Annotated in this window: 14 protein-coding genes; 10 read left to right on the top strand and 4 right to left on the bottom strand. The window is 33.7% G+C overall.

Features of this window, described 5'->3' with window-relative positions; all coding sequences use genetic code 11:
- The first annotated feature begins 117 nt into the window (after nucleotides 1-117).
- The 10 genes from ASC72_RS03175 (at nucleotide 118) to secDF (ending at nucleotide 20,165) form a co-directional block, all read left to right on the top strand.
- Entirely contained in the window at nucleotides 118-3,132 is a 3,015-nt protein-coding gene (locus ASC72_RS03175) for a tetratricopeptide repeat protein (protein WP_056186574.1), read from the top strand.
- A 158-nt stretch (nucleotides 3,133-3,290) separates the two neighbouring features.
- Nucleotides 3,291-4,154, top strand: coding sequence for a PhzF family phenazine biosynthesis protein (locus ASC72_RS03170; RefSeq protein ID WP_056186570.1), 864 nt, complete (start codon nucleotides 3,291-3,293; stop codon nucleotides 4,152-4,154).
- 232 nt (nucleotides 4,155-4,386) lie between these two features.
- A complete protein-coding gene (locus ASC72_RS03165; RefSeq protein ID WP_056186568.1) occupies nucleotides 4,387-6,138 on the top strand; it encodes a TonB-dependent receptor in 1,752 nt (583 codons plus the stop codon).
- A gap of 151 nt (nucleotides 6,139-6,289) precedes the next feature.
- Nucleotides 6,290-6,739 carry a hypothetical protein gene (locus ASC72_RS03160; protein ID WP_056186566.1) on the top strand — a complete coding sequence of 150 codons (450 nt, stop codon included), beginning with the start codon at nucleotides 6,290-6,292 and terminating at the stop codon, nucleotides 6,737-6,739.
- A 318-nt stretch (nucleotides 6,740-7,057) separates the two neighbouring features.
- Nucleotides 7,058-8,734: an asparagine synthase B gene (gene asnB, locus ASC72_RS03155; protein WP_056186564.1), complete on the top strand. Its 1,677-nt coding sequence runs from the start codon at nucleotides 7,058-7,060 to the stop codon at nucleotides 8,732-8,734.
- 309 nt (nucleotides 8,735-9,043) lie between these two features.
- Nucleotides 9,044-10,660: an asparagine synthase B gene (gene asnB, locus ASC72_RS03150; RefSeq protein ID WP_056186561.1), complete on the top strand. Its 1,617-nt coding sequence runs from the start codon at nucleotides 9,044-9,046 to the stop codon at nucleotides 10,658-10,660.
- 288 nt (nucleotides 10,661-10,948) lie between these two features.
- Nucleotides 10,949-13,684: a pitrilysin family protein gene (locus tag ASC72_RS03145; RefSeq protein ID WP_056186559.1), complete on the top strand. Its 2,736-nt coding sequence runs from the start codon at nucleotides 10,949-10,951 to the stop codon at nucleotides 13,682-13,684.
- Nucleotides 13,685-13,981: 297 nt separating this feature from the next.
- The gene (gyrB, locus tag ASC72_RS03135; protein ID WP_056186554.1) at nucleotides 13,982-15,922 is read left to right on the top strand and encodes a DNA topoisomerase (ATP-hydrolyzing) subunit B; all 1,941 of its coding nucleotides are present in this window, start codon (nucleotides 13,982-13,984) and stop codon (nucleotides 15,920-15,922) included.
- Nucleotides 15,923-16,030: 108 nt separating this feature from the next.
- A complete protein-coding gene (mdh, locus tag ASC72_RS03130; RefSeq protein WP_056186552.1) occupies nucleotides 16,031-16,966 on the top strand; it encodes a malate dehydrogenase in 936 nt (311 codons plus the stop codon).
- A gap of 226 nt (nucleotides 16,967-17,192) precedes the next feature.
- Nucleotides 17,193-20,165: a protein translocase subunit SecDF gene (gene secDF, locus ASC72_RS03125; RefSeq protein ID WP_056186548.1), complete on the top strand. Its 2,973-nt coding sequence runs from the start codon at nucleotides 17,193-17,195 to the stop codon at nucleotides 20,163-20,165.
- 487 nt (nucleotides 20,166-20,652) lie between these two features.
- Here the strand turns inward: secDF and lgt are convergent, their stop codons facing one another.
- The 4 genes from lgt to folE form a co-directional block, all read right to left on the bottom strand.
- Nucleotides 20,653-21,585, bottom strand: a complete 933-nt coding sequence (gene lgt / locus ASC72_RS03120; RefSeq protein WP_056186546.1) for a prolipoprotein diacylglyceryl transferase — start codon at nucleotides 21,583-21,585, stop codon at nucleotides 20,653-20,655.
- A gap of 66 nt (nucleotides 21,586-21,651) precedes the next feature.
- The gene (yidD, locus tag ASC72_RS03115; RefSeq protein ID WP_056186540.1) at nucleotides 21,652-21,891 is read right to left on the bottom strand and encodes a membrane protein insertion efficiency factor YidD; all 240 of its coding nucleotides are present in this window, start codon (nucleotides 21,889-21,891) and stop codon (nucleotides 21,652-21,654) included.
- Between the two features lie 21 nt (nucleotides 21,892-21,912).
- Nucleotides 21,913-23,391, bottom strand: coding sequence for a cysteine--tRNA ligase (cysS, locus tag ASC72_RS03110; protein ID WP_056186536.1), 1,479 nt, complete (start codon nucleotides 23,389-23,391; stop codon nucleotides 21,913-21,915).
- Between the two features lie 132 nt (nucleotides 23,392-23,523).
- Nucleotides 23,524-24,195 (bottom strand): GTP cyclohydrolase I FolE, encoded by a 672-nt coding sequence (folE, locus tag ASC72_RS03105; RefSeq protein WP_056186533.1) that lies wholly within the window; start codon nucleotides 24,193-24,195, stop codon nucleotides 23,524-23,526.
- Nucleotides 24,196-24,217 lie beyond the last annotated feature (22 nt).

The raw sequence follows: 24,217 nt of genomic DNA, 5'->3' as shown, positions 1-24,217 counted from the left end.
CACCCGTTCAGAAGCTGTTAAATAACGCTTGTTAAAATTTTTGTTCATAATAAAAGCCGGAAACGTTTCGTTATAGACGGTATAAAATGATACATTTGAATACTAAATATAATTACAATGCGTAAATTTTCCTGGTTCTTTTTACTCCAAATAATCCTCATTTCGACCACAGTTTCGGCACAAAAATCAGCTGTATATACTTACGATTTAAAGGATTTTGACAAAGCACTGGCTTTATATAATGACAAACAATACGCTTCGGCACAACATATTTTTGAATATGTAAAAAATAATGCACAAACTGAAGAAGTAAAATCAGATTGTGCCTATTACATTGCCAATTGCGCCATCAGAACCAATCAACCCAATGCGGATGCTTTGATGGAGAAATTTGTCAGCGATTATCCAACAAGTACCAAACAAAATCAGGCTTATATTGAAGTTGCACAGTTTTTCTTTGAGCAAGGGAATTATCCAAAAGCGCTGCAATGGTTTGATAAAGTGGATGAAACCTACATGAGCAAATCAGATTCTGATAAATTTAATTTTCAGAAAGGATACAGTTATTTCAATGCCAAAAAGAAAAAAGAAGCGACAACTTATTTTAACAAAGTGGTAAACTCTCCTGAATTTGGTTCTCAAGCCAAATATTACTTGGGATTTATGGCTTATGAAGGCGACGATTATAAAGAAGCAACCAAATATTTTGATGAAGTTTCAGGCGAAGAAAAATACAAAGAAAAGCTTTCCTACTATCAGGCTGATATGAATTTTAAGCTTGGGAATTTTCAAAAAGCAATTGATTTAGGCCAGAAAGCGATGGTGAAATCAAATGAATTGGAAAAATCAGAATTGAATAAAATTATCGGGGAAAGTTATTTCAATCTAAAACAATACGGCAAAGCGATTCCGTTTTTAGAGCAATATGCCGGTAAAAAAGGAAAATGGAATAATACCGATTTCTATCAGTTAGGCTACGCTTATTATGAGCAGAAAGAATATGAAAAAGCGATTTCTCAATTCAACAAAATTATTGAAGGAAAAGATTTCGTAGCGCAAAACGCTTACTACCATTTAGGTTTAAGTTATTTGAATACGGGCAAAAAACAGGAAGCTTTAAATGCTTTTAAAAATGCTTCTGAAATGGAATTTAATGCACAAATTCAGGAAGATGCAGCGTTGAATTATGCGAAATTGAGCTATGAAATTGGAAACGCATATCAAACCGTTCCAGGAATTTTGCTTGATTTCTTGAAAAAATATCCAAATAATTCAAACAGGGCTGAAGTAGAAAAATTATTAGTTGACTCTTATATTTCGTCTAAAAACTATAAGGAAGCTTTGGTTTTATTAGAGAAAAACAGATCGGCTGAAAATAAAGCAGCTTACCAAAAAGTCCTTTTTTACAGAGGTTTAGAACTGTACAATGAATCGAATTATGCTGAAGCCGGAAAAATGTTCAAAAGCGCCATCAGCGAGCAAAAAACACCTGAGTTTACAGCACGAGCTACTTTCTGGAAGGCCGAAACAGAATATCTTTCAGACGATTTTCAGAATGCATTGTTGAGCTACAAACAATTTGCCGGTCAGGCTGCCGCAAAATCAACAGACGAATATAAAAATATCAATTATAATATTGGATATACGTATTTTAAATTGAAGGAATACGATCAGGCTGCGAATTCATTTCAGGCTCAAATCGATAGCGCTCCGGGAGATAAAGTGCGTTTAAACGATTCGTATTTGCGTTTGGGAGATTGCCGATTTGTAACTTCAAAATATAGCGCTGCAAATGAAGCTTATGCCAAAGCAATTACTGCCAAAGGAGTTGATGCCGATTATGCGCAATTTCAGAAAGCAATTTCGTACGGCTTTATGTCTAAAAATGACAAAAAAGTTGACGAGTTGAATAACTTCCTTCAGATGTATAAAAAATCAGAATATCGTGATGATGCTTTGTATGAATTAGGAAACACTTATGTCGCTGAGAAAAAGAACGATCAGGCAATTAAAACCTATGATCAGTTGATCTCAGAATATAAAAACGGTTCATTCACGTCAAAATCAATTTTAAAACAAGGTTTGATTTATTACAACTCAGATCGTGATGAGCAGGCTTTGGTAAAATTCAAAAAAGTGGCGGCAGAATTTCCAAAAACTCCGGAAGCTTTAGAGGCCGTTTCTACAGCAAGGTTAATTTATGTTGATTCAGGAAAAGTAGATGAATATGCGACTTGGGTACGTACTTTAGATTTCGTTTCAGTGACTGATGCAGAATTAGATAATGACACTTACGATGCCGCTTTCAAACAATACAGCCAAAATAATAGCAAACAGGCAATTACTGGTTTTACAGGCTACGTAACTAAATTTCCAACAGGATTACATACGTTGGAAGCTAACTTTTATTTGGCACAATTGCTTTATGCCGAAGGTTCAGAAATTAAATCAGTTGCTAGTTATCAATATGTAATCGATCAGCCAAGAAATGAATTTACAGAACAATCTTTAATGAAATTAGCGCAGATTTTCTTAAAAGCAAAAGATTGTGATAAATCGATTCCGATCTTGAAGCGCCTAGATGACGAAGCAGATTCTGCCCAAAATAAAAGTTTTGCACAGGCTAATTTGATGAAATGTTATTATGATAAAAAAGATTATGATAACTCCGTAATTTCCGCCGATAAGGTATTGCAGAATCCAAAAGCTGATGCGAATGTAAAAGCCGATGCACAGATTATAGTAGCACGTGCAGCAATGCAGACAGGTGATGAAGATAAAGCAAAAACAGCTTACGCGAAATTAGCATCAACTTCAAAAGGAGAATTAGCTGCCGAAGCGTTGTATTATGATGCTTATTTTAAAACGAAAGAAGGCAAATTTGACGCTTCGAATGTATCGGTTCAAAAATTGGCTAAGAATTATTCTGCTTACAAATATTACGGAGCGAAGAGTTTAGTTTTAATGGCAAAAAATTTCTACGGATTGAAAGACAGTTATCAGGCAACTTACATTTTAGACAACGTAATCAATAATTTTACGGATTATCCAGATGTAGTTGAAGAAGCTAAAAAAGAATTAAGTGCAATTAAATTAGAAGAATCTAAAACGAATTCCTCTATAACAAAATAAGAATAAAGAGTATAGAAAATAGAAAATAGATGCAAGATGAAAGAGAAAAGATTTAAAAAAGTCTATTTTCTTTATTCTAAATAGAAAGATTAAGCAAAAATTGGAAGCCTATTATCTTTATTCTTTGCTCTATATTCTTTTAAAAAAAAAAAGAAAAAATGAGTTTACCTTTTTATATAGTTGATGTTTTTGCTGAAAAGAAATACGCCGGAAATCAATTGGCAGTTTTTTTAGATGCAGGAAATTTAAGTTCAGAAGAAATGCAAAAGATCGCCCACGAAATTAATTTTGCGGAAAGTACTTTTATTACAAAGCTTGATGCTAAAAATAATATCGCCGAAATTAAAATTTTTACACCAGAGCACGAAATGCAATTTGCAGGTCATCCTATAATTGGAACTTCCTGGGTTTTGATGAATAAAGTGTTTGATAATTCGCCCGAGAATATAAAGTTAAATGTTCCGATTGGGCCAATTCCAATTCATAAAACAGAAGATTTAATTTGGTTAAAAGCAGCACAGCCAAAATTTTGGGATATTTTTTCGAAAGAAGATTTCGCAGAATTCAGTAATCTTAAAAAGGAAGATTTCGAAAATCAATTTCCAATTCAGGAAGTGAGTACCGGAAGTGCCTTTGTAATGGTTGGGTTAAGTAGTAAAAGAGCACTGGAAAATTTGATTCTGGATAAAGATAAAACGGACCAATGGCTAAAAAGGAATTGCAAAACAACACACAGAGGTTTGTATTTCTATTATTTAGAAGATTCAAAATTGTTTAGCCGAATGTTATGCGTTGAAAATAATCAATTGGTTGAAGATGCTGCAACAGGAAGTGCCAGTACCTGTTTACAGGCATTTTTGTTAAAAAATCACAAGCCTGAATTTGAAATGATTAATTATCAGGGAGATTATATGGGGCGTCCTTCGCAAATTTATTTTAAAGGAAAATTAACTGATAATCTATTTGATATTCAGATTGGAGGAAAAGCGCAGTTTGTTGCCAAAGGAGAGTGGGAAGTTTAGGTTAAGAAAATAGAGTATAGAAAATAGAGTATAGAAAATAGAGTATAGAAAATAGAATATAGATTTTAGAAAATAGAGCCAAGAGCCAAGAGTAAAGATTAGAAAATAGAATATAGAAAATAGAATATAGAAAATAGAAAATAGAGAATAGAAAATAGAATATAGATTGGAAAGCAAAGATTGGAAGTCTATTCTCTTTACTCTTTGTTCTTTTCTCTAAAAAATAAGATATATGAAAATTAATTGCCAAAATAAAATCATCATTTTACTGCTGTTGTTTGTTGCTCAGCTTTCGTTTTCGCAAAAGAAAAATGAAAGTATCGGAACTGAAACGGTAAATGTGGTAAAACCGTATTCGCCAACAATTTCAGATGCTTTTAAAGTAAAGGAAACACCTTCGCTTGACGATAGTGGAAATCAGCCAAAGGAAACTATTAAATATAGTATTTTGTCTGTTCCGGTGGCGTCTACTTTTACACCTTCAAAAGGAAATGCTGCAAGTGTTGATAAATCAAAAAAAGAAAGATTGTTTAGTAATTATGCTACTCTTGGAGTTGGAAATTATGGAACTTTGAATGCCGAATTATTCGTTACACAGGATTTAGGAAATAATGATTATGTAGCAGCAATGTTGCGCCATCATTCTTCGCAAGGCGGTATCAAAGATGTGAATTTGAATGATGAATTTTATGATACTGGTGTAAATGTGGGCTATGGTGTAAACAATCGTGATATGTCATGGGGTGTAGATTTAGGATATCAAAATCAGGTGTACAATTGGTATGGTTTGCCAGCTGATTTTGGAATGACTTTACCTCCGGAAACGCAGGAAGATTTGATTAGAGGAATCAATCCGAATCATTCTTATAATACTATTTCATTAGGCGGAAATATGGATTTTACAGAAGGGATTTTTAGTAAAATAGCAACAAGATTTACGCATTTTTCGGATAGTTTCTCCTCTTCAGAAAACCGTTTTTATTTAAAACCTTCTTTTAAGGTTGATGTAATGGATCAGGCTATCAATACCAATATTATTGTAGATCACGTAAGCGGGTCTTTTGAAAATAATTATGTAAGAGATAATACAGAACCATTAAAATACAGTTTGACTAATTTTGGAATTGAACCAAGTTTTGTGGTTACTGAAAATGACTGGACATTAGAGTTAGGAGCCGGATTGTATTATGGATTGGATTCAGAAAACAGTGGAAACAAGTTCTATATTTATCCTAAAGTAAATGCTTCTTATAAATTAGTAGGCGATTTAATGATTTTCTACACTGGAGTAAACGGAAGTTTAAATCAAAACTCTTATGCTGATTTTGTAACTGAAAATCCGTTTTTATCTCCAACTTTAAACATGAGACCAACAAGTAATCAGTATAATGTTTTTGCTGGTTTAAAAGGAAAATTGGCAAACAATATCAATTATAATCTGACAGGTTCTTATTTAAACGAAAAAGACAAGGCTTTGTTTAAAAGCAATGATTATACAGAGAATTTTGACAACCAGAATTACGCTTTCGGAAACTCGTTTGGAGTTGTTTATGATGATGTAAGAACATTGCGTTTTTATGCAGAATTAAAAGCTGATTTTTCTCAAAGTGTTTCTTTCGGAATCAACGGAACTTTCAATAGTTATAAAACAGATGGTTTAGAAGCGTGGAATTTACCTTCAATGAAAATAAGCTCTAATCTTGATGTGAATATCACAAAACAATGGTACGCTGGTTTAAATGTTTTCTTTGTGGGAGAGCGTAAAGACATGCAGACCAATTTAGATGCTGCAACACTTGGAGTTCCGGTTACTTTAAAAAGTTATTTTGATGCCAATGCACATTTAGGATACAAATACAACGAACGTTTGACTTTCTTCTTAAAACTAAATAATATAGGAAATCAGGCTTACGAAAGATGGTTGAATTATCCGGTTCAGGGATTTCAGGTTTTAGTGGGCGGGAATTATAAATTTGATTTTTAAGAGAAGTTTGCCACCAAGGCGCTAAGACGCAAAGTTTGTTATAATAGAATTTTTAGCCACGAATTCACGAATTAAATTAATAATTCGTGAATTCGTGGCTAACTTTTTTTTACGATCTTTGCGCCTTAGCGCCTTCGTGGCAAAAACACGTATGACTTTCAAGCAAAAAATACATTCTCATTATTTACAAATGGTTCAGGACCGAATAGATGTTTTTAGAGACATGATTTCGGCTTTGACCGAAGATTCTAAAAACGATGCCAAAGGCTCGGCTGGAGATAAGCACGAAACGGCTTTGTCAATGATGCATATCGAACAGGAAAAACTGACCAATAAATTAAAAGAAGCGATAACTCAAAAAGCGATTTTAGATAAAATTGATGCATCAAAAACAACAGAGAATATTATTTCCGGAAGTTTGGTAAAAGCCAACGGAATTCATTTGTATTTGAGTGTGGCACTTCCTAAAATTGCAATTGACGGAATTAATGTTATTGCACTTTCTCCACAATCTCCTTTAGGTTCTCATTTAATGGGAAATAAAGTTGGGTTTCAATTCGAAATTAATAAAACACATTATACTATTGAAAGTGTTGAATAATTTAATTCAGGATTGTGTAAAGAATAATTTCTGAACAGCTTTTATTCTTCTCATTGAATATTTTTCAATGTTTCTTTAAAATGTCAAAATATAGTTCAAAGATCTCCTGAAAACATTGCGTTTTGCGCTTCATTTAACCCTAAAATTGAAATTTTCAAGTTCAGGGCTTTTTTTTGTGTTAAAATTTTACATTTTATATGTAAAATCAAATTAATGGTTTAAAATTATAACTGAAATGAATATTTGTGTTTTTCAATTATAACCAATACTGCATCTTTGCCTTATCAAAATAAAATTTACAATTAAAAATATATAATTATGTGCGGAATCGTATGTGCCTTTGATCTAAAACAAAAAGCCGAGACTTTAAGACCTCAAGTATTAGAAATGTCTAAAATCATTCGTCACCGTGGACCAGACTGGAGCGGGATTTATAGTAATGATAAAGCAATTCTTTCTCATGAGCGTTTGGCAATTGTTGATCCAGCGTCTGGAAAACAACCTTTATTTACAGAAGATAAAAAGTTGGTTTTGGCTGCAAATGGTGAAATATACAACCACAGAGAATTGCGTAAACAATTTGAAGGAAAATATAACTTTCAAACGGAAAGTGACTGTGAAGTTATTCTGGCTCTTTACAAAGAAAAAGGGCCTCACTTTATTGATGAAATGAACGGAATCTTTGGATTTGCAATTTATGATGTTGAGAAAGATGAGTATTTTATTGCCCGCGACCACATGGGAATTATTCCATTGTACATTGGTTGGGATCAACATGGAACTTTTTATGTAGCTTCTGAATTAAAAGCTTTGGAAGGATATTGTACAAAAATTCAATTGTTTCCTCCAGGTCATTATATGACAAGCAAAGACGGCGAATTTGTACAGTGGTACAAAAGAGATTGGACAGAATATGACGCTGTAAAAGACAACGAAACAAGTATTCCTGCAATTAAAGAAGCTTTAGAGGCAGCAGTTCACAGACAATTGATGAGTGATGTTCCTTATGGAGTATTGCTTTCTGGAGGTTTAGATTCGTCTATTACTTCAGCTGTAGCCAAAAAATTTGCACAAAAACGTATTGAATCTGATGATACTACAGATGCCTGGTATCCGCAATTGCACTCTTTTTCGGTTGGACTTGACGGTTCTCCTGATTTAGCAGCAGCTCAAATTGTTGCAAAACATATCGGAACAATTCACCATGAAATTAAATTTACAATCCAGGAAGGATTAGATGCCGTTCGTGATGTAATTTATAACCTTGAAACTTATGATGTAACTACCGTTAGAGCTTCAACTCCAATGTGGTTAATGGCGAGAGTTATTAAATCAATGGGAATCAAAATGGTACTGTCTGGTGAAGGTGCAGATGAGTTGTTTGGAGGCTATTTATACTTTCACAAAGCTCCAAACGCAAGAGAATTTCACGAAGAAAACGTTCGTAAATTGGGAAAATTACATATGTACGATTGTTTGAGAGCTAACAAAAGTTTAGCAGCTTGGGGAATTGAAGGACGTGTACCATTCTTAGATAAAGAATTTATGGATGTTGCAATGCGCATCAACCCACAAGATAAAATGATCAACAAAGAACACCCTATGGAAAAATGGGTAGTTCGTAAAGCTTTTGAAGATATGTTGCCTGAAAGTGTAGCATGGAGACAAAAAGAACAATTTTCTGATGGAGTAGGATACAGCTGGATTGATACTTTGAAAGAAGTGGTAGCTAAAGAAGTTTCAGACGAACAATTGGCAAATGCGAGATATAAATTCCCATTACAAACGCCAACTTCTAAAGAAGAGTATTACTACCGTTCAATTTTTGCTGAACATTTCCCAAGTGATGCTGCAGCTTTATGTGTGCCTCAGGAAGCAAGTGTTGCTTGTAGTACAAAAATTGCTTTGGAATGGGATGAAGCGTTCAAAAATATGAACGATCCATCAGGTAGAGCAGTGGCAAGTGTGCACGATGATGCCTATGCGAAAGCATAAAAAATGAATTTTTGAATTTAGTATATATTTAAGTAAAGACGTTCTCTATTTTAGAGGACGTTTTTCGTCTTTTAAATTGTTAAATTCATAATTTCAACGACTTATGATTTTTTTTTCGATAATATTTAACTTTCTTTTTATATTTGATGTTTTGTTTAAAGACAGTTTAAATCTACAAGATTAAGGAAAGATTTCAGGAAAATGCAGGAATATATTTAGTTTTGCTTAGATGTGAAATTAAAATCAATTTTAAAGTTAATTCGCTTCATGAGGGAAGTGATTAAAAATAATAATAAAAAATAGAATAGTATGTCTGGATTATTGGCAGTTATTGGTAAAGGAAAAGACCCGAAACTTGTAAAAGAACTTTCTAAAAGAATGTCACATCGTGGTCCTGATGAGAATGATCTGCATATTATGGAGAATGGAAGTATTATTTGTCATGAAAGTTTATCAATTGTTGACTTACAGACAGGTAAACAGCCTATTCAGGGATCAAATAAAGCCTGGATGGTTCATGATGGCGAGATTTATAATTATCAGGAATTAAAAAATACCGTTTTAAAAGAGCATGAGTTCAGAACAAAATCTGATTCAGAAGTTATCGTGCATTTGTACGAAGAATTTGGATACAATTTCTGTAATATGCTTGATGGAGATTTTGCTTTTGTGGTTATTGATGGTGATGACTATATTGCCGGAAGAGACCCAATTGGAGTAAAACCTTTGTATTATGGATTGGACGAAAGAGGAAGAATTTATTTTTCTTCAGAAATGAAATCAATTTCAGATCAATGTAAGTCATTTTCGACTTTTCCTCCGGGACATTATTATACAGCTAAGACAGGTTTTGTAAAATATTACCATCCTGAATATGAAGACCACAAAAAAGCTGTAGAAAGTCTTGATTTAGATTTGATTCGTGAAACTTTAGTTGAAGCTACCCGTAAGCGTTTGATGAGTGAGGTTCCTGTTGGGGTATTGCTTTCAGGAGGATTGGATTCATCTTTAACATCATCTATTGCAGCGCGATTATATGCTGAAAACGGAAAAAAACTGCAGTCATTTTCTATCGGATTAGATGCAAATGCACCTGATAATATTGCAGCCAGAAAAGCGGCAGAATTTTTAGGAACTGATCATCATGAAATATATTTTAGTGTAGAAGAAGGTGTTGAAATCATAGAAAAAGTAATTTATCATATTGAGACCTATGATATCATTTCTGTACGAGCCGGAGTTCCGATGTATTTGTTGTCAAAAGCAATAAGTGAAAAAGGAATAAAAGTAATTCTTTCAGGAGAAGGTGCCGATGAGATTTTTGGTGGTCATTTGTATTTTAGAAACGCACCATCATCAGAAGAATTTCAGGATGAAACGATTGAAAGAGTTCAGAAATTATTTACGGCCGATTTATTGCGTGCGGATAAAACGACAATGGCAACAGGTTTAGAAGCGAGAATTCCGTTTTTAGATAGCGCTTTTCTGGATGTAGCAATCCGGATTAAAACGGAAGAAAAACAGCCAAAAACATATGATGGTATTGAAAAATATATTTTAAGAAAAGCATTTGATACTCCGGAAAATCCATATTTGCCGGGAGAAATTTTATGGAGACAAAAAGAGCAGTTTTCAGACGGAGTAGGTTATAATTGGGTTGATGAATTAATCAAATATTGTGCTGAACAGGTTTCAGATGAACAATTGGCCGGAGCTGCTGCAGAATTTCCATATAATACACCGACAACAAAAGAAGCTTATTTTTACAGATCAATATTTCATAAATATTATCCACAAGTTAGTGCTGCTCAAACAGTGCGTAAATGGATTCCAAAATGGCAAGACAATCAGGATCCTAGTGGTAGAGCAAATTCAGCTCACGTAAATTCAGGTAAAGAAATTTCGAAGTCCGGGGTTGGGGTTTAAAAATTCAAAAAAAGAAATTTAAATTCCAAATTCCAATTTTAGGAATTGACCAATAATATGAATCTGAAACTGCATTATAAATGCTAGTTTCAGATTTTTTTATGGTATCAATTGGAATTTGGAATTTAAAGATTTGGAATTTTACAGCAGTAATTGGAATTTTAGAAAATTGGAATTTATTTTTAAGGTAAATTGCTAAAACTTAGTTAATTTCAGATTATCGTATTTAAGAAAAATACTATATTTGGTTACCAAGAATAATTTATTTTAAATAATTTAATATCATCTATGAGAAACCTATTACTAAGTGGGATTTTGTACTGCTCATTCGTTTCGTTGAGTTCAGTTTATGCGCAAAAATCGGAAATACCCAAATACATTACTAATGTAGAAGGTGTTAAAGAATATTCTTTAAATAACGGATTAAAAGTTCTTTTGATTCCAGATGCTTCCCAAAGTAATATGGTAGTCAATATTGTTTACAGTGTAGGATCCAGAAACGAAGGTTATGGAGAAAAAGGTATGGCACATTTATTAGAGCATATGCTTTTTAAAAGTACCAAGAATTTGGGTGATATTAAAAAAATGCTTTCTGATAAGGGAGGATCTGCCAATGGAACCACTTGGTTAGACAGAACTAATTACTACGAAATTTTCCCATCAAACGATGAAAATTTAAAATGGAGTATTGAAATGGAAGCCGATCGAATGATTAATGCGACTATTTTACAAACAGACCTTGATAAGGAGTTCTCGGTAGTAAGAAATGAATTCGAAATAGGTGAAAATAATCCAGATGGTGTTTTGCAGGAAAGAATTCTCTCTACAGCCTATTTATGGCACAATTACGGAAATAGTACGATTGGAAGCAAAGAAGATATTGAACGAGTAAAAGCGAATAGGCTTAGGGTTTTTTACGAAAAATACTATCAGCCGGATAATGCAACTTTAGTTATTGCAGGTAAATTTGACGAACAAAAAGCATTGCAATATATCGGACAATATTTAGGGTCTATTCCAAGACCAAAAAGGGTTTTAGATAAAACTTATACAATAGAACCGGCGCAAGACGGAGAGAAGTTTGTTGAGCTTAAAAGAGCTGGTCACAGCAAAAATGTAGGTGCATTATATCATACTGTTCCTTACGCTGATAATGATTTTGCTGCAATTGATGCTTTGGGTGAAATTTTGACTTCTGATCCATCTGGTTATTTGTATAAAGCGTTGGTTGAAACTCAAAAAGTATCAAGCTTATATGTTTGGCAGCCAGGTGTTAGAGATGCAAGTTTTATGTATTTTGGAGTTGCTGTTCCTAATGATAAAGATATTAAAGCAACACAAGAAATTGTTAGGACAGAATTGGATAAAATAACAACCACTAAATATACGGATCAGGATGTAAGCAGGGCTAAAGCAAAGATTATCAAACAAATTGAAGGTGTTAAGAATAATACTATTTCTTTTGCAATTAATCTAACGGAAATTATTGGTGCGGGAGATTTTAGACTAGGGTATTTGTATAGAGATGCTGTTGAAAAATTAACGAAAGAAGATATTCAAAGAGTTGCAGAGAAATATTTTAGAAGCAATAACAGAACAATTGGAGTTTTTATTCCTTCAAAAGAGGAGCAGCGAGTAAAATCTGTAGAATATACAGACGAGCAAGTAGTTGCTTTAACTAAAGAGTATAAAGGGAAAGCTTTAGAGAAAGAGGCAGCTGCATTTGAAGCTTCTATAAAAAATTTAAAACAAAATTTTGTTGAAGGAAAACTGAGCAATGGCGCAAAATATGGCTTGATTAAAAAAGAAATAAAAGGCGGTAAAGTTCAGGCTAATTTTAAATTTCCGGTGAGTAATGAAAAAGAATTGGCAGGTAAGACAGATACTGGCGGAATTCTAGCGCAATTATTGAAAACAGGAACTAAAACCAGAACAAAAGAGCAAATTCAGGATCGATTGGATCAATTAAAGTCTAGTATTTATTTTAATTTTTCAGGACAGACTTTATCAATTAGCATCAGTACTTATAAAGAAAGTTTTAAAGAAGTAATGGAAATTTTAAATGATTTGCTTGTTAATTCCACTTTTCCGCAAAATGAACTGACAAAAACGATTACGGAGTATAATACTTATTTGGAGTCTAACCTGAATGATCCTCAAACGGTTGCTTTTACGGAACTTACCAGGCAGACTACGAAATATGATAAAACGAGTATTTTTTACACGCCAACAATTCAGGAGCAAATAGATGCTTTTAAAAAGATAAAACAAACGGAGATAGTTGATTTTTATCAAAATATTTTAGGAGCAAATAATGGTATTGGAAGTGTTGTGGGGGATTTAGAAGGTAAATCGACAGTACAGATTTTAGAAAACACTTTTGGAAAATGGAATTCTAAATCAAAGTATGAATTAGCTAAACCTACTTATTTTGAAACAAAAGTATTGGATAAGGATTATATAACTCCGGATAAAGAAAACGCTGTAGCGCTTGGTAGAATTAGTTTTAAAATGACAAGAACCAGTGCAGATTATCCGGCTTTTGTAATGGCCAATGAAATATTAGGAAGTGGAGGTTTTTTAAGTGCAAGAATTCCGATGAGATTAAGAGAGAAAGAAGGGATAAGTTACGGAGCAGGCTCATTTATTGATGTGCCTATTACTAGTGATGTTGCTTCATGGTCGTACTATGCTTTTTTAAATCCGACGAAAAAGAATGCAGTTGAAACGGCTACAAAAGAAGAAATTTCAAAAGCATTAAAAGATGGATTTACTGCTGAGGAATTAAAATCAAACTTAGTTAGTTGGCAGAATGAAAGAAAAACGAGATTAGGAAGTGATGATACCCTGATGAATCTTGTTAATACTTATTTACAATATGGTATTCCATTGGAAGACTATGATGATTTAGAAAATAAAGTTAAGGCATTAAAAGTAGAAGAAGTTAATGCTGTTTTGAAGAAATATTTAAGTTTGGATAAAATGACTTCTGTTTATGCAGGAGATTTTAATAAAAAACTATAAAAAGAAAAATCCCAATTTTTTTACTATTCCAAATTCCAATTTAGCGTTTGAAATTGTAAAAATAAAAACTTCAAAAACCGAAATGACATTACAATGTTTATTTCGGTTTTTTTGCATAATCAAGTTTTGGAATTTTAAAAAATTGAAATTTAAAATTGATTGTTCCTTTTTTAATTGACTTTTTTTGACAATATGTTAATAACTTAAGTGCTTTAAATGGGAATTTAACGGATATATAATTTGCGTTTTTATATATTTGCGTGTTAGACAATAAATACATTTTTTAGAATAAATTATATGAGCGAAGAAATCAAGAAGAACAATTATTCAGCAGATAGTATTCAGGCATTAGAAGGAATGGAGCACGTAAGAATGCGTCCATCGATGTATATAGGAGATGTGGGGGTTCGAGGGCTACATCATTTGGTTTATGAGGTTGTTGATAACTCTATTGATGAGGCGATGGGAGGACATTGTGATACCATTGGTGTTGCAATTAACGAAGACGGTTCTGTAACAGTTGAAGATAACGGCCGTGGTATTCCAGTTGATATACATAAAAAAGAAGGTATTTCTGCACTTGAGGTAGTAATGACTAAAATTGGTGCCGGAGGTAAATTTGATAAAGATTCTTATAAAGTTTCCGGAGGTTTGCACGGGGTTGGGGTTTCGGTTGTAAATGCGCTTTCAGTTCATATGAGATCTACTGTTTTTAGAGACGGTAAAATCTATGAGCAAGAATATGAAAGAGGAAAATCATTATATCCGGTAAAACAAATCGGAGAAACAGATAAAAGAGGTACACGTCAGACTTTTTACCCTGACGATACTATTTTTACTCAGACTACAGAGTTTTCATATGATACTTTATCAGCCCGTATGCGTGAGCTTTCCTTCTTAAACAAAGGAATCACAATTACATTTACTGATAAAAGAGAAATTGACGATAAAGGAGAATTTAAAGTTGAAGTTTTTCATTCTGATGAAGGGCTTAAAGAATACATTCGTTATTTGGATGGTAACCGTGAGCCAATTATTTCTCATGTAATCAGCATGGATAATGAAAAAGGTGAAATTCCGGTTGAAGTTGCCTTGATTTATAATACAAGTTATACAGAGAATATCTTCTCTTACGTAAATAATATTAACACTCACGAAGGAGGTACGCATTTACAAGGTTTTAGAAGTGGTTTAACCAGAACCCTTAAAAAATACGCTGATGCATCCGGAATGTTAGATAAATTGAAATTCGAAATTGCGGGAGATGACTTCCGTGAGGGATTAACGGCTATTATTTCGGTAAAAGTTGCAGAGCCTCAATTTGAAGGACAAACAAAAACAAAACTTGGAAACAGAGAAGTAGTTTCTCCGGTTTCTCAGGCTGTGGGAGAAATGTTGGAGAATTATTTGGAAGAAAATCCAAATGATGCCCGAATCATTATCCAGAAAGTAATTTTGGCTGCTCAGGCACGTCACGCTGCTAAAAAAGCACGTGAAATGGTACAGCGTAAAACCGTTATGGGTGGCGGCGGATTGCCAGGAAAATTGTCAGATTGTTCTGAGCAGGATCCTGCAAGATGTGAGGTTTACCTGGTCGAGGGAGATTCGGCTGGTGGAACAGCAAAACAAGGTCGTGATCGTAACTTCCAGGCGATTTTGCCATTACGTGGTAAGATCTTGAATGTGGAGAAAGCGATGCATCATAAAGTATTCGAAAACGAAGAGATTCGTAACATATTTACCGCTTTAGGAGTTACCATTGGTACTGCAGAAGATAGTAAAGCATTAAATCTTGAAAAACTTAGATATCATAAGGTAATCATTATGTGTGATGCCGATGTCGATGGTAGTCACATTTCTACCTTAATATTAACGTTCTTCTTCCGTTTCATGAAAGAATTGATCGAAGAAGGTCATGTTTATATTGCAGCTCCACCTTTATACTTAGTTAAAAAAGGAAACAAAAAAGAATACGCCTGGAATGACGTTCAACGTGATCAGGCAAATGAAAGAATGGGAGGAAGTGCAGCGATCCAGCGTTATAAAGGTCTTGGAGAGATGAACGCGGAGCAATTATGGGAAACTACAATGGATCCGGGCTTCAGAACTTTACGTCAGGTAACTATTGATAGTTTGGCTGAGGCAGATAGAGTTTTCTCAATGTTAATGGGAGACGAAGTGCCACCACGTAGAGAATTCATCGAGAAAAATGCTGTTTATGCAAATATCGATGCGTAATAAAAAAGTTTAACTTTCAATTCGTTTAATTGTTTAAATTTACTTAAACGATTAAACGAATTGTCGTTTCTAAAAATAAATTAATTAATAACCGATAAAGTATAAAATATGAAAGTTACCATTGTAGGAGCAGGAAATGTTGGAGCTACATGTGCAGATGTTATTTCTTATAGAGGAATTGCAAGCGAAGTAGTGTTGTTGGATATTAAAGAAGGTTTTGCCGAAGGGAAAGCGTTGGATATTATGCAATGTGCCACAAATACAGGTTTTAACACCAAAGTATCTGGGGTAACCAATGATTATTCTAAAACTGCCGGAAGTGATGTAGTTGTTATTACATCTGGAATTCCAAGAAAACCAGGAATGACTCGTGAAGAATTAATAGGTATTAATGCAGGAATTGTAAAAACAGTTGCTGAGAATGTATTAAAGCATTCGCCAGATACTATTATTGTTGTTGTTTCGAACCCGATGGATACAATGACGTATTTAGCCTTGAAATCTACCGGATTACCAAAAAACAGAATTATTGGTATGGGTGGTGCTTTAGATAGTTCTCGTTTTAGAACTTACTTGTCTTTGGCTTTAGATAAACCTGCAAATGATATTTCGGCAATGGTAATTGGAGGTCACGGTGATACTACTATGATTCCTTTGATACGTTTAGCATCTTATAATGGAATTCCGGTAACAGAATTTCTTTCAGAAGAAGCTTTGCAAAAAGTTGCTGCTGATACAATGGTAGGAGGAGCAACACTTACAGGTCTTTTAGGAACATCGGCATGGTATGCGCCAGGGGCTTCTGTAGCTTATTTGGTTGATAGTATATTGAATGACCAAAAGAAAATGATTGCTTGTTCTGTATTTGTTGAAGGAGAATACGGACAAAATGATATTTGTATAGGAGTGCCTTGTATAATAGGTAAAAATGGAGTAGAAGAAATTCTGGACATTCAATTAAACGATAATGAAAAGGCTTTGTTTGCTAAAAGTGCAGATGCAGTTAGAGGCATGAATGATGCCTTAAAATCGATTTTAGTATAAAGAATTTGGTAAAAAAAGGAAAAGGCTGCACTTTTGCAGTCTTTTTTTTGAGATTAATTAATAAATAAATTGGTTAATCTTTTCGAGAATTATATATTTGCTCGGTTTAAAAAAAATGCTGTAATTCGTGATCTGGTTTTTTAGTTTTAAAAAATGATGTCAGGGCTTATTTTACGGGACTTTAAAACAAAAACAAACAATAAAACATAATTAATTTTTAGTAATAATGCAGAATAAAGGACTTATTAAATTTTTCGCAATTCTATTTGCATTGGTAAGTATTTACCAACTTTCGTTCACTTTTGTGGCAAACAGCGTCAAAAGTGAAGCTAAAGCTTTTGCAGGAGACAATCCTGATAAAGAGCTAAAATATTTAGATTCTATTGGTAAGGTAGATGTGCTAAATCTTGGTTTTACAAATTTTACTTATAATGAAGTAAAAAACAAACAATTAAATAAAGGTCTTGACTTAGAGGGAGGAATCAATGTTATTCTTCAAATCTCTGTTAAGGATGTATTGAAAGGATTGTCAAACAATTCTAAGAATCCGGTATTTAATAAATCATTGGCTGATGCGACTGCAAATTTAGAAGGAAACAAAACCTATTTAAATAAGTTTTTTGAAGCGTTTGAAGCAAATTCAAACGGAGCTACAAAATTAGCTTCACCAGATATTTTTGCAAACAGAAGTTTACAAGGAGAAGGTGGAATTGATTTCCAGATGACTGATGCGCAAGCTCAAAAAGTTATTAAAAGAAAAGTTGATGAGTCTATCGAAAGTGCTTACAAAGTATTAAGAGAGCGTATTGATAAATTTGGTGTAACACAACCAAATATCCAAAAATTAGGAGAAACCGGAAGGATTTTAGTTGAACTTCCAGGTGCTAAAGATGTTGATAGAATCAAGAAATTATTAGGTGGAAAAGCTCAATTAGAGTTTTGGGAAACTTATAAAATTGAAGAAATTGGAAACTTCTTAGTTGCTACTAATGAAGCTTTGAAAAAGACTGAAGTTAAGAAAACAGAAACTAAAACTGTTGCTAAAGATTCATTGAATGCTTTATTGACTGATGCTAAAGATTCTGTTGATGTTAAAAAAGGAAACAACCCACTATTTGACAAAATGTTAGGTCAGGGTGGTGGACCAGTTTTAGCTTACTTTGCTCCAAAAGATACTGCTACTATCAATGCTTATTTCAAAAGACCAGAAATTAGAATTTTATTGGCTGCTGACCAACACAATGCAAAATTTGTGTGGAGTAAACCAACTACTTTAAAAGATGCTAAAGGAAAAGAAGTTGAAGCAGTTGAATTATACGCTTTAAAAGGAAACAGAGATAACGTACCTGCTATGAGCGGTGGTGTTGTAACTGATGCAAAAGATACTTTTGACCAATTAGGAAAACCAGCTGTTTCTATGCAAATGAACAGTCAGGGTGCTAAAGTTTGGGAAGAATTGACAGGTAGAGCTTTTGCTCAAAAAAGTTACATTGCTATTGTTTTAGATAACATTGTATATTCTGCTCCTGGTGTTACTAGTGGTCCAATTGCTGGAGGAAGATCTGAAATTACAGGTTCTTTCGACGTAGCTGAAACTAAAGATTTAGCAAACGTACTGAATGCAGGTAAATTACCAGCTTCTGCAGATATTATCCAATCAACTGTTGTAGGGCCATCATTAGGTCAGGCAGCTATTGATGCTGGTACAATTTCATCTGTAATTGGATTTTTATTAGTTTGTTTATGGATGGTATTCTATTATGGTAAAGCTGGTTGGTATGCTAACCTTGCTTTATTATTAAACTTACTTTTCTTGTTCGGAATTATGGCAAGTTTTGGTTTTGTATTAACATTGCCGGGTATTGCAGGTATTGTATTAACATTAGGTACTGCGGTAGATGCCAACATTATTATATTTGAAAGAGCAAAAGAAGAATTACGTGAAGGTAAATCATTGTCTGAAGCAGTTGTTGCTTCTTACGGATGGCATGGTGCAATGCGTTCTATTATTGATGCAAACGTAACTCACGTTTTGACTGGAGCAATCTTGTTTATTTTTGGAACAGGACCAATTAAAGGTTTTGCTTTAACATTATTAATTGGTATCGTAACGTCATTGTTTACATCAATTTTTATCGCGAGAATTTTCATTGACAGAAATATTGCCGGAAAAGGAGATTTGACTTTCTCTACTAATATTACTAAAAACTGGTTTACTAATTTCCACTTTGACTTTATTAAAATCAAAAAATTTACCTATATCTTCTCTTCAATTGTAGTTGTAGTAAGTTTAGTTTCTATCTTCTTCGTTAATGGACTAGATGAAGGTGTTGATTTTGTAGGAGGAAGAACTTTTCAGGTTAAATTTGAAAAACCAGTAGATGCTACTGCTATTTCAGATGAATTATCTGCTGCTTTTGGAACTCCGGTTGAAGCTAAAATTTTAGGTGATGATGATCAATTGAAAATCACAACTAAATATAAAATTAAAGAAGACGGCGTAGCTATTGATGAAGAAGTGAATAAAAAATTATATGATGCATTGGCGAAATATTTCCCTAATGTTTCTTATGAGAAATTCACAAATACTTTTGACGGTAAAAGAGTGGGAGTTTTACAAGCTTCTAAAGTTGGAGCTTCTATCTCTGAAGATATCAAGACAAACTCATACTGGGCTGTTCTTGGTGCGATGGCAGTTATCTTCTTATACTTAATGATCTCTTTCCGTAAATGGCAATATTCATTAGGTGCGATTGCAGCTGTTGCGCATGACGTAATCTTTGTATTAGGAATCTATTCTTTATGTTATAAATTCATGCCTTTCCACATGGAGATGGATCAGCACTTTATCGCTGCAATCCTTACCGTAATTGGTTACTCTATGAATGATACCGTAATTGTATTTGACAGAATTAGAGAGTTTATCCTTGGAAACCGTAAAGGTAGTTTTGAAGATATCGTAAATGCATCTATTAATACTACATTATCAAGAACATTGAATACTTCATTAATGATGATTATCGTATTATTAACGATGTTTATCTTTGGTGGTGAATCAATCAGAGGATTTATATTTGCAATGTTAGTAGGTATTGTTGTAGGTACTTATTCTTCATTATTTATCGCTACACCAGTATTGGTTGATACGATTTCTAAAGACGATAAACATACAATCGAAGACAAACATAATAAAGCATAATTAACTTGCTAGTTTATATAAAAAAAGATCCAGTGAAAACTGGATCTTTTTTTTGTGCTAATTTTTTAGATTTTCACGATTTAAATGTATCCGAAACAGAGGTTATCCTTAGTGTTTGTTTTGTTTCAGGAAGATTGTGGATTTTTGTAAATTGAATTAGTACTTCTGTATTTATTATAAACTGTAGCGTTAATAAGTAGATTTTAACAGCGCTATATTCCTTTTGAAAAATAGACTTCTAATTTAGCCCCGATAGAAGCGGTATCCTTTTTCTTCCGCCCACAGCGGAAGAAAAAGATATAGCGAATAGCGGGACTGAACGTCTTTATGAAATGAGAGTCTTCTGCTCCTGAAGAAAAAGATTGGAATAAGGATTTAAATGCAAAATAAATGCATTGTATAAGTTATTAATGAATTTATATAGCACCAAAAAAAACGCCCAATACACTAAAGCATTGGGCGTTTTTATATTGTTGAAATTATATATTTAAGATGTTGCTAAAGGATTTCTTTGTGCTCTAATGATAAAGAAAAGACCGATAATGATAAAAGGGATACTTAACCATTGTCCGGTTGAGAAATAGCCTAATTCTTCTTCAATTCCGCCTTGGCTTTCTTTAACGAATTCTACAATGAAACGTACCACAAATAAAAGCACTAAAAATAACCCGAATAAGAATCCTGATTTAAGTCTTGCATTTGTTTTCCAGTATAAGAAGAATAAAATGGCAAATACAAAAATATAGCAAAATCCTTCATACAGTTGTGTTGGATGTTTTGCAGGAACCTGAGCTAATAACTCGGCAAATTTTGGATTGTGTGCAATTGCATTGTAAGCTTCTTTAGGATCTGCTATTTGAGTTGCGTTAACCGCTTCACCTTTACTAAATTTATCGTGTAAAAAACGAATTCCGAATGCAGAAGTTGTTTCGTGTCCAATAATTTCTGAGTTGAAAAAGTTTCCTAAACGAACAAAAATAGCGCCACTTGCAACCGGAATAACAACACGGTCTAAAATCCATAATAATGGACGTTTTAAGATCATTTTGCTGTAATAGTACATCGCTACAATAATTGCAATTGCTGCACCATGACTTGCTAACCCCTGGAAACCTGTAAATTCGAATTTTGGCTCAAATCTGAAAGGTAAAAAGATTTCAAGTAAATGATTTCTAAAATATTCCCAATCATAAAAGAAAACATGTCCTAAACGAGCGCCTATTAAAGTAGCTAAAACCGTCCAGACAAATAATGAATCAAGTTTGTCAATTGATTCATTTTCGCGTTCGAAGATCTTTTTCATTAGGTACCATCCTAAACCAAAAGCAATTACGAACATTAAACTGTAATAGCGAATCATAAAAAATCCTAAATTGATTCCTTCTGAAGGGTTCCAAACGAGGTTTAAGGCGTGTGTCATATAGTATTGTATTTTTTATTGGTTGTAAAAATAAATATTAAAAGCAGAGTAAGTCTTTTTTTAAAGTTAATGTTTATGCGAACATTTCTTTTCAGGAACAGGATCGTAGCCAGTTCTTCCCCAAGGGTGACAACTCAAAATACGTTTCATTCCTAAGTAACCGCCATAAAATAATCCATGTTTTTGCAATGCTTCAATCATATAGCTCGAACATGTTGGCTCGAAACGACATGACGCTGGTGTAAAGGGCGAAATGGCATTTTGATAAAAGCGTACTAATAAAACAAATGGAGTTATAACTTTCATGATTTATTAGAAATGAATAGGTTATATTGAAAAGCTTGTGCCTTCTTTTCCGTCTTTCAATTGTATGCCTAAGCCGATCAGTTGATCACGAATTTGATCGGATAGCGCAAAGTTTTTATCTGCTCTGGCCTGATTTCTCATTCCGATAAGCATGTTTACAACACCTTCTAACTTATCGTTATTACCGTCGGCGGCTTTGTCATCGCTTAGACCTAAAACATCAAATACAAAAGCATTAATAGCAGTTGTAAATGTTTTTAAATCTTCGGCGGAAATGCTTTCTTTTCCTTCTTTTAATAAATTGATATAACGAACAGCTTCAAATAACTGCGCAATTAAAATTGGCGTATTAAAATCGTCGTTCATGGCATCGTAACACAATTGTTTCCACGATGAAACATCAATTGAACTACTTGCGCTTGCTGTAATTCCTGATAAGGAATCGACAGCTTCCATTAATCGTTTATATCCTTTTTCGGCAGCTACAATAGCATCGTCAGAAAAATCTAAGATACTTCTGTAATGCGCCTGTAACATGAAAAATCGTGTTACAGATGCCGAGAAAGCTTTACTTAAAATAGTATTGTCTCCGCTTAAGATCTCACCTGGCAAAATATTATTCCCAGTTGATTTTGCCATTTTCTTTCCGTTTAAAGTCAGCATATTGGCGTGCATCCAGTAATTTACAGGAGACTGACCAGTACAAGCTTCGTTTTGGGCGATTTCACATTCATGATGCGGGAATTTTAAATCCATTCCACCACCATGAATATCAAAATGATTACCAAGGTATTTGGTACTCATAGCAGTACATTCCAGATGCCAGCCCGGAAAACCATCACTCCAGGGCGAAGGCCATCTCATGATATGTTCTGGTTCTGCCTTTTTCCAAAGTGCAAAATCCTGCGGATTTCTTTTGTCTGACTGACCATCAAGATCGCGGGTATTGGCTAACATATCTTCGATATTTCGACCGCTTAAAACTCCGTAATTGTTGGTTTCGTTATATTTTACAACATCAAAATAAACAGAGCCATTGGCTTCATAACCAATTCCGGTATCGATGATTTTTTTGATGATTTCAATCTGTTCAATTATGTGTCCGGTTGCTGTTGGCTCTATACTTGGTGGCAGGAAATTAAATGACTTTAAAATGTCATGAAAATCTACCGTATAGCGTTGCACAACTTCCATTGGTTCCAATTGTTCTAAACGTGCTTTTTTGGCAATTTTGTCTTCACCTTCATCAACATCATCTACAATATGTCCAACATCAGTAATATTACGCACGTAACGAACCTTATAATCAAGATGTAAAAAATACCTGAATATAACGTCAAATGACATAAAAGTTCTAACATTTCCTAAGTGTACATTGCTATAAACCGTAGGTCCGCAAACATACATTCCAACATTTCCTTCATGAATTGGGTTGAAATTTTCTTTTTCACCTGATAGTGAATTGTATATTTTTAGATGTTGTGTTGTGTATAATGGCATTGCTTAGATGTTTGTTGATTTTTTTAGGAGCTAATCCTGCTATTCGCTGTATCTTTTATGGTGAACCCCACCATAAAAGGATGCCGCTACTATCAGGGCTAGACCATAAATATAATAGAAATATCGTATAAATTAGAACTGAGTGTCTAGCTTGATATAATCCAAAAACTCTCTTTTAGTCTGAGGATCTTTAAATTTTCCACCAAATTCAGAAGTTACTGTGCTGCTTTCGATGTCTTTAATTCCTCTTGAATTTACGCAAAGGTGTTTAGCGTCAATTACGCAGGCAACGTCTTCAGTGCCTAAAGCTTTTTGAAGTTCCTGAACAATTTGCATCGTAAGACGCTCCTGAACCTGAGGTCTTTTTGCATAATATTCTACAATACGGTTCATTTTAGATAAACCGATAACTCTTCCGCTGGAAATATAAGCTACATGGGCTCTACCAATAATTGGAAGTAAGTGGTGTTCGCAGGTAGAATAAACAGTGATGTTTTTCTCTACTAACATTTCACCGTATTTGTAATTATTTTCAAATGTAGAAGCTTTTGGTTGTTTTGAAGGGTTTAAGCCACCAAAAATCTCCTTTACAAACATTTTTGCTACTCGGTTTGGAGTGCCTTTTATGCTGTCATCCGTCAAATCCATTCCAAGAGTTTGTAGAATGTTTTCGACATCTTTTTTTATTTTTTCTATTTTTTCATCATCTGTTAAGTCAAAAGCATCCTGTCTTACAGGGTTTTTCGCGTTGCTGCTAAAATGATTGTCTCCTATTTCGTCTAAAAAATCTTCGTTATTTGTCATTAAAAACTACTATTATAATGGG

The sequence above is a fragment of the Flavobacterium sp. Root420 genome (assembly GCF_001427905.1).
Taxonomy (GTDB): Bacteria; Bacteroidota; Bacteroidia; order Flavobacteriales; family Flavobacteriaceae; genus Flavobacterium.
Note: the sequence above shows the minus strand (reverse complement) of the source record. Positions and strands in the feature narration are given on the sequence as shown.

Excerpts from the sequence above, each read along its gene's own strand:
- ASC72_RS03175 (WP_056186574.1), top strand. The coding sequence starts at position 118 with ATGCGTAAATTTTCCTGGTTCTTTTTACTCCAAATAATCCTCATTTCG.
- ASC72_RS03170 (WP_056186570.1), top strand. The coding sequence starts at position 3,291 with ATGAGTTTACCTTTTTATATAGTTGATGTTTTTGCTGAAAAGAAATAC.
- ASC72_RS03165 (WP_056186568.1), top strand. The coding sequence starts at position 4,387 with ATGAAAATTAATTGCCAAAATAAAATCATCATTTTACTGCTGTTGTTT.
- ASC72_RS03160 (WP_056186566.1), top strand. The coding sequence starts at position 6,290 with ATGACTTTCAAGCAAAAAATACATTCTCATTATTTACAAATGGTTCAG.
- asnB (WP_056186564.1), top strand. The coding sequence starts at position 7,058 with ATGTGCGGAATCGTATGTGCCTTTGATCTAAAACAAAAAGCCGAGACT.
- asnB (WP_056186561.1), top strand. The coding sequence starts at position 9,044 with ATGTCTGGATTATTGGCAGTTATTGGTAAAGGAAAAGACCCGAAACTT.
- ASC72_RS03145 (WP_056186559.1), top strand. The coding sequence starts at position 10,949 with ATGAGAAACCTATTACTAAGTGGGATTTTGTACTGCTCATTCGTTTCG.
- gyrB (WP_056186554.1), top strand. The coding sequence starts at position 13,982 with ATGAGCGAAGAAATCAAGAAGAACAATTATTCAGCAGATAGTATTCAG.
- mdh (WP_056186552.1), top strand. The coding sequence starts at position 16,031 with ATGAAAGTTACCATTGTAGGAGCAGGAAATGTTGGAGCTACATGTGCA.
- secDF (WP_056186548.1), top strand. The coding sequence starts at position 17,193 with ATGCAGAATAAAGGACTTATTAAATTTTTCGCAATTCTATTTGCATTG.
- lgt (WP_056186546.1), bottom strand. The coding sequence starts at position 21,585 with ATGACACACGCCTTAAACCTCGTTTGGAACCCTTCAGAAGGAATCAAT.
- yidD (WP_056186540.1), bottom strand. The coding sequence starts at position 21,891 with ATGAAAGTTATAACTCCATTTGTTTTATTAGTACGCTTTTATCAAAAT.
- cysS (WP_056186536.1), bottom strand. The coding sequence starts at position 23,391 with ATGCCATTATACACAACACAACATCTAAAAATATACAATTCACTATCA.
- folE (WP_056186533.1), bottom strand. The coding sequence starts at position 24,195 with ATGACAAATAACGAAGATTTTTTAGACGAAATAGGAGACAATCATTTT.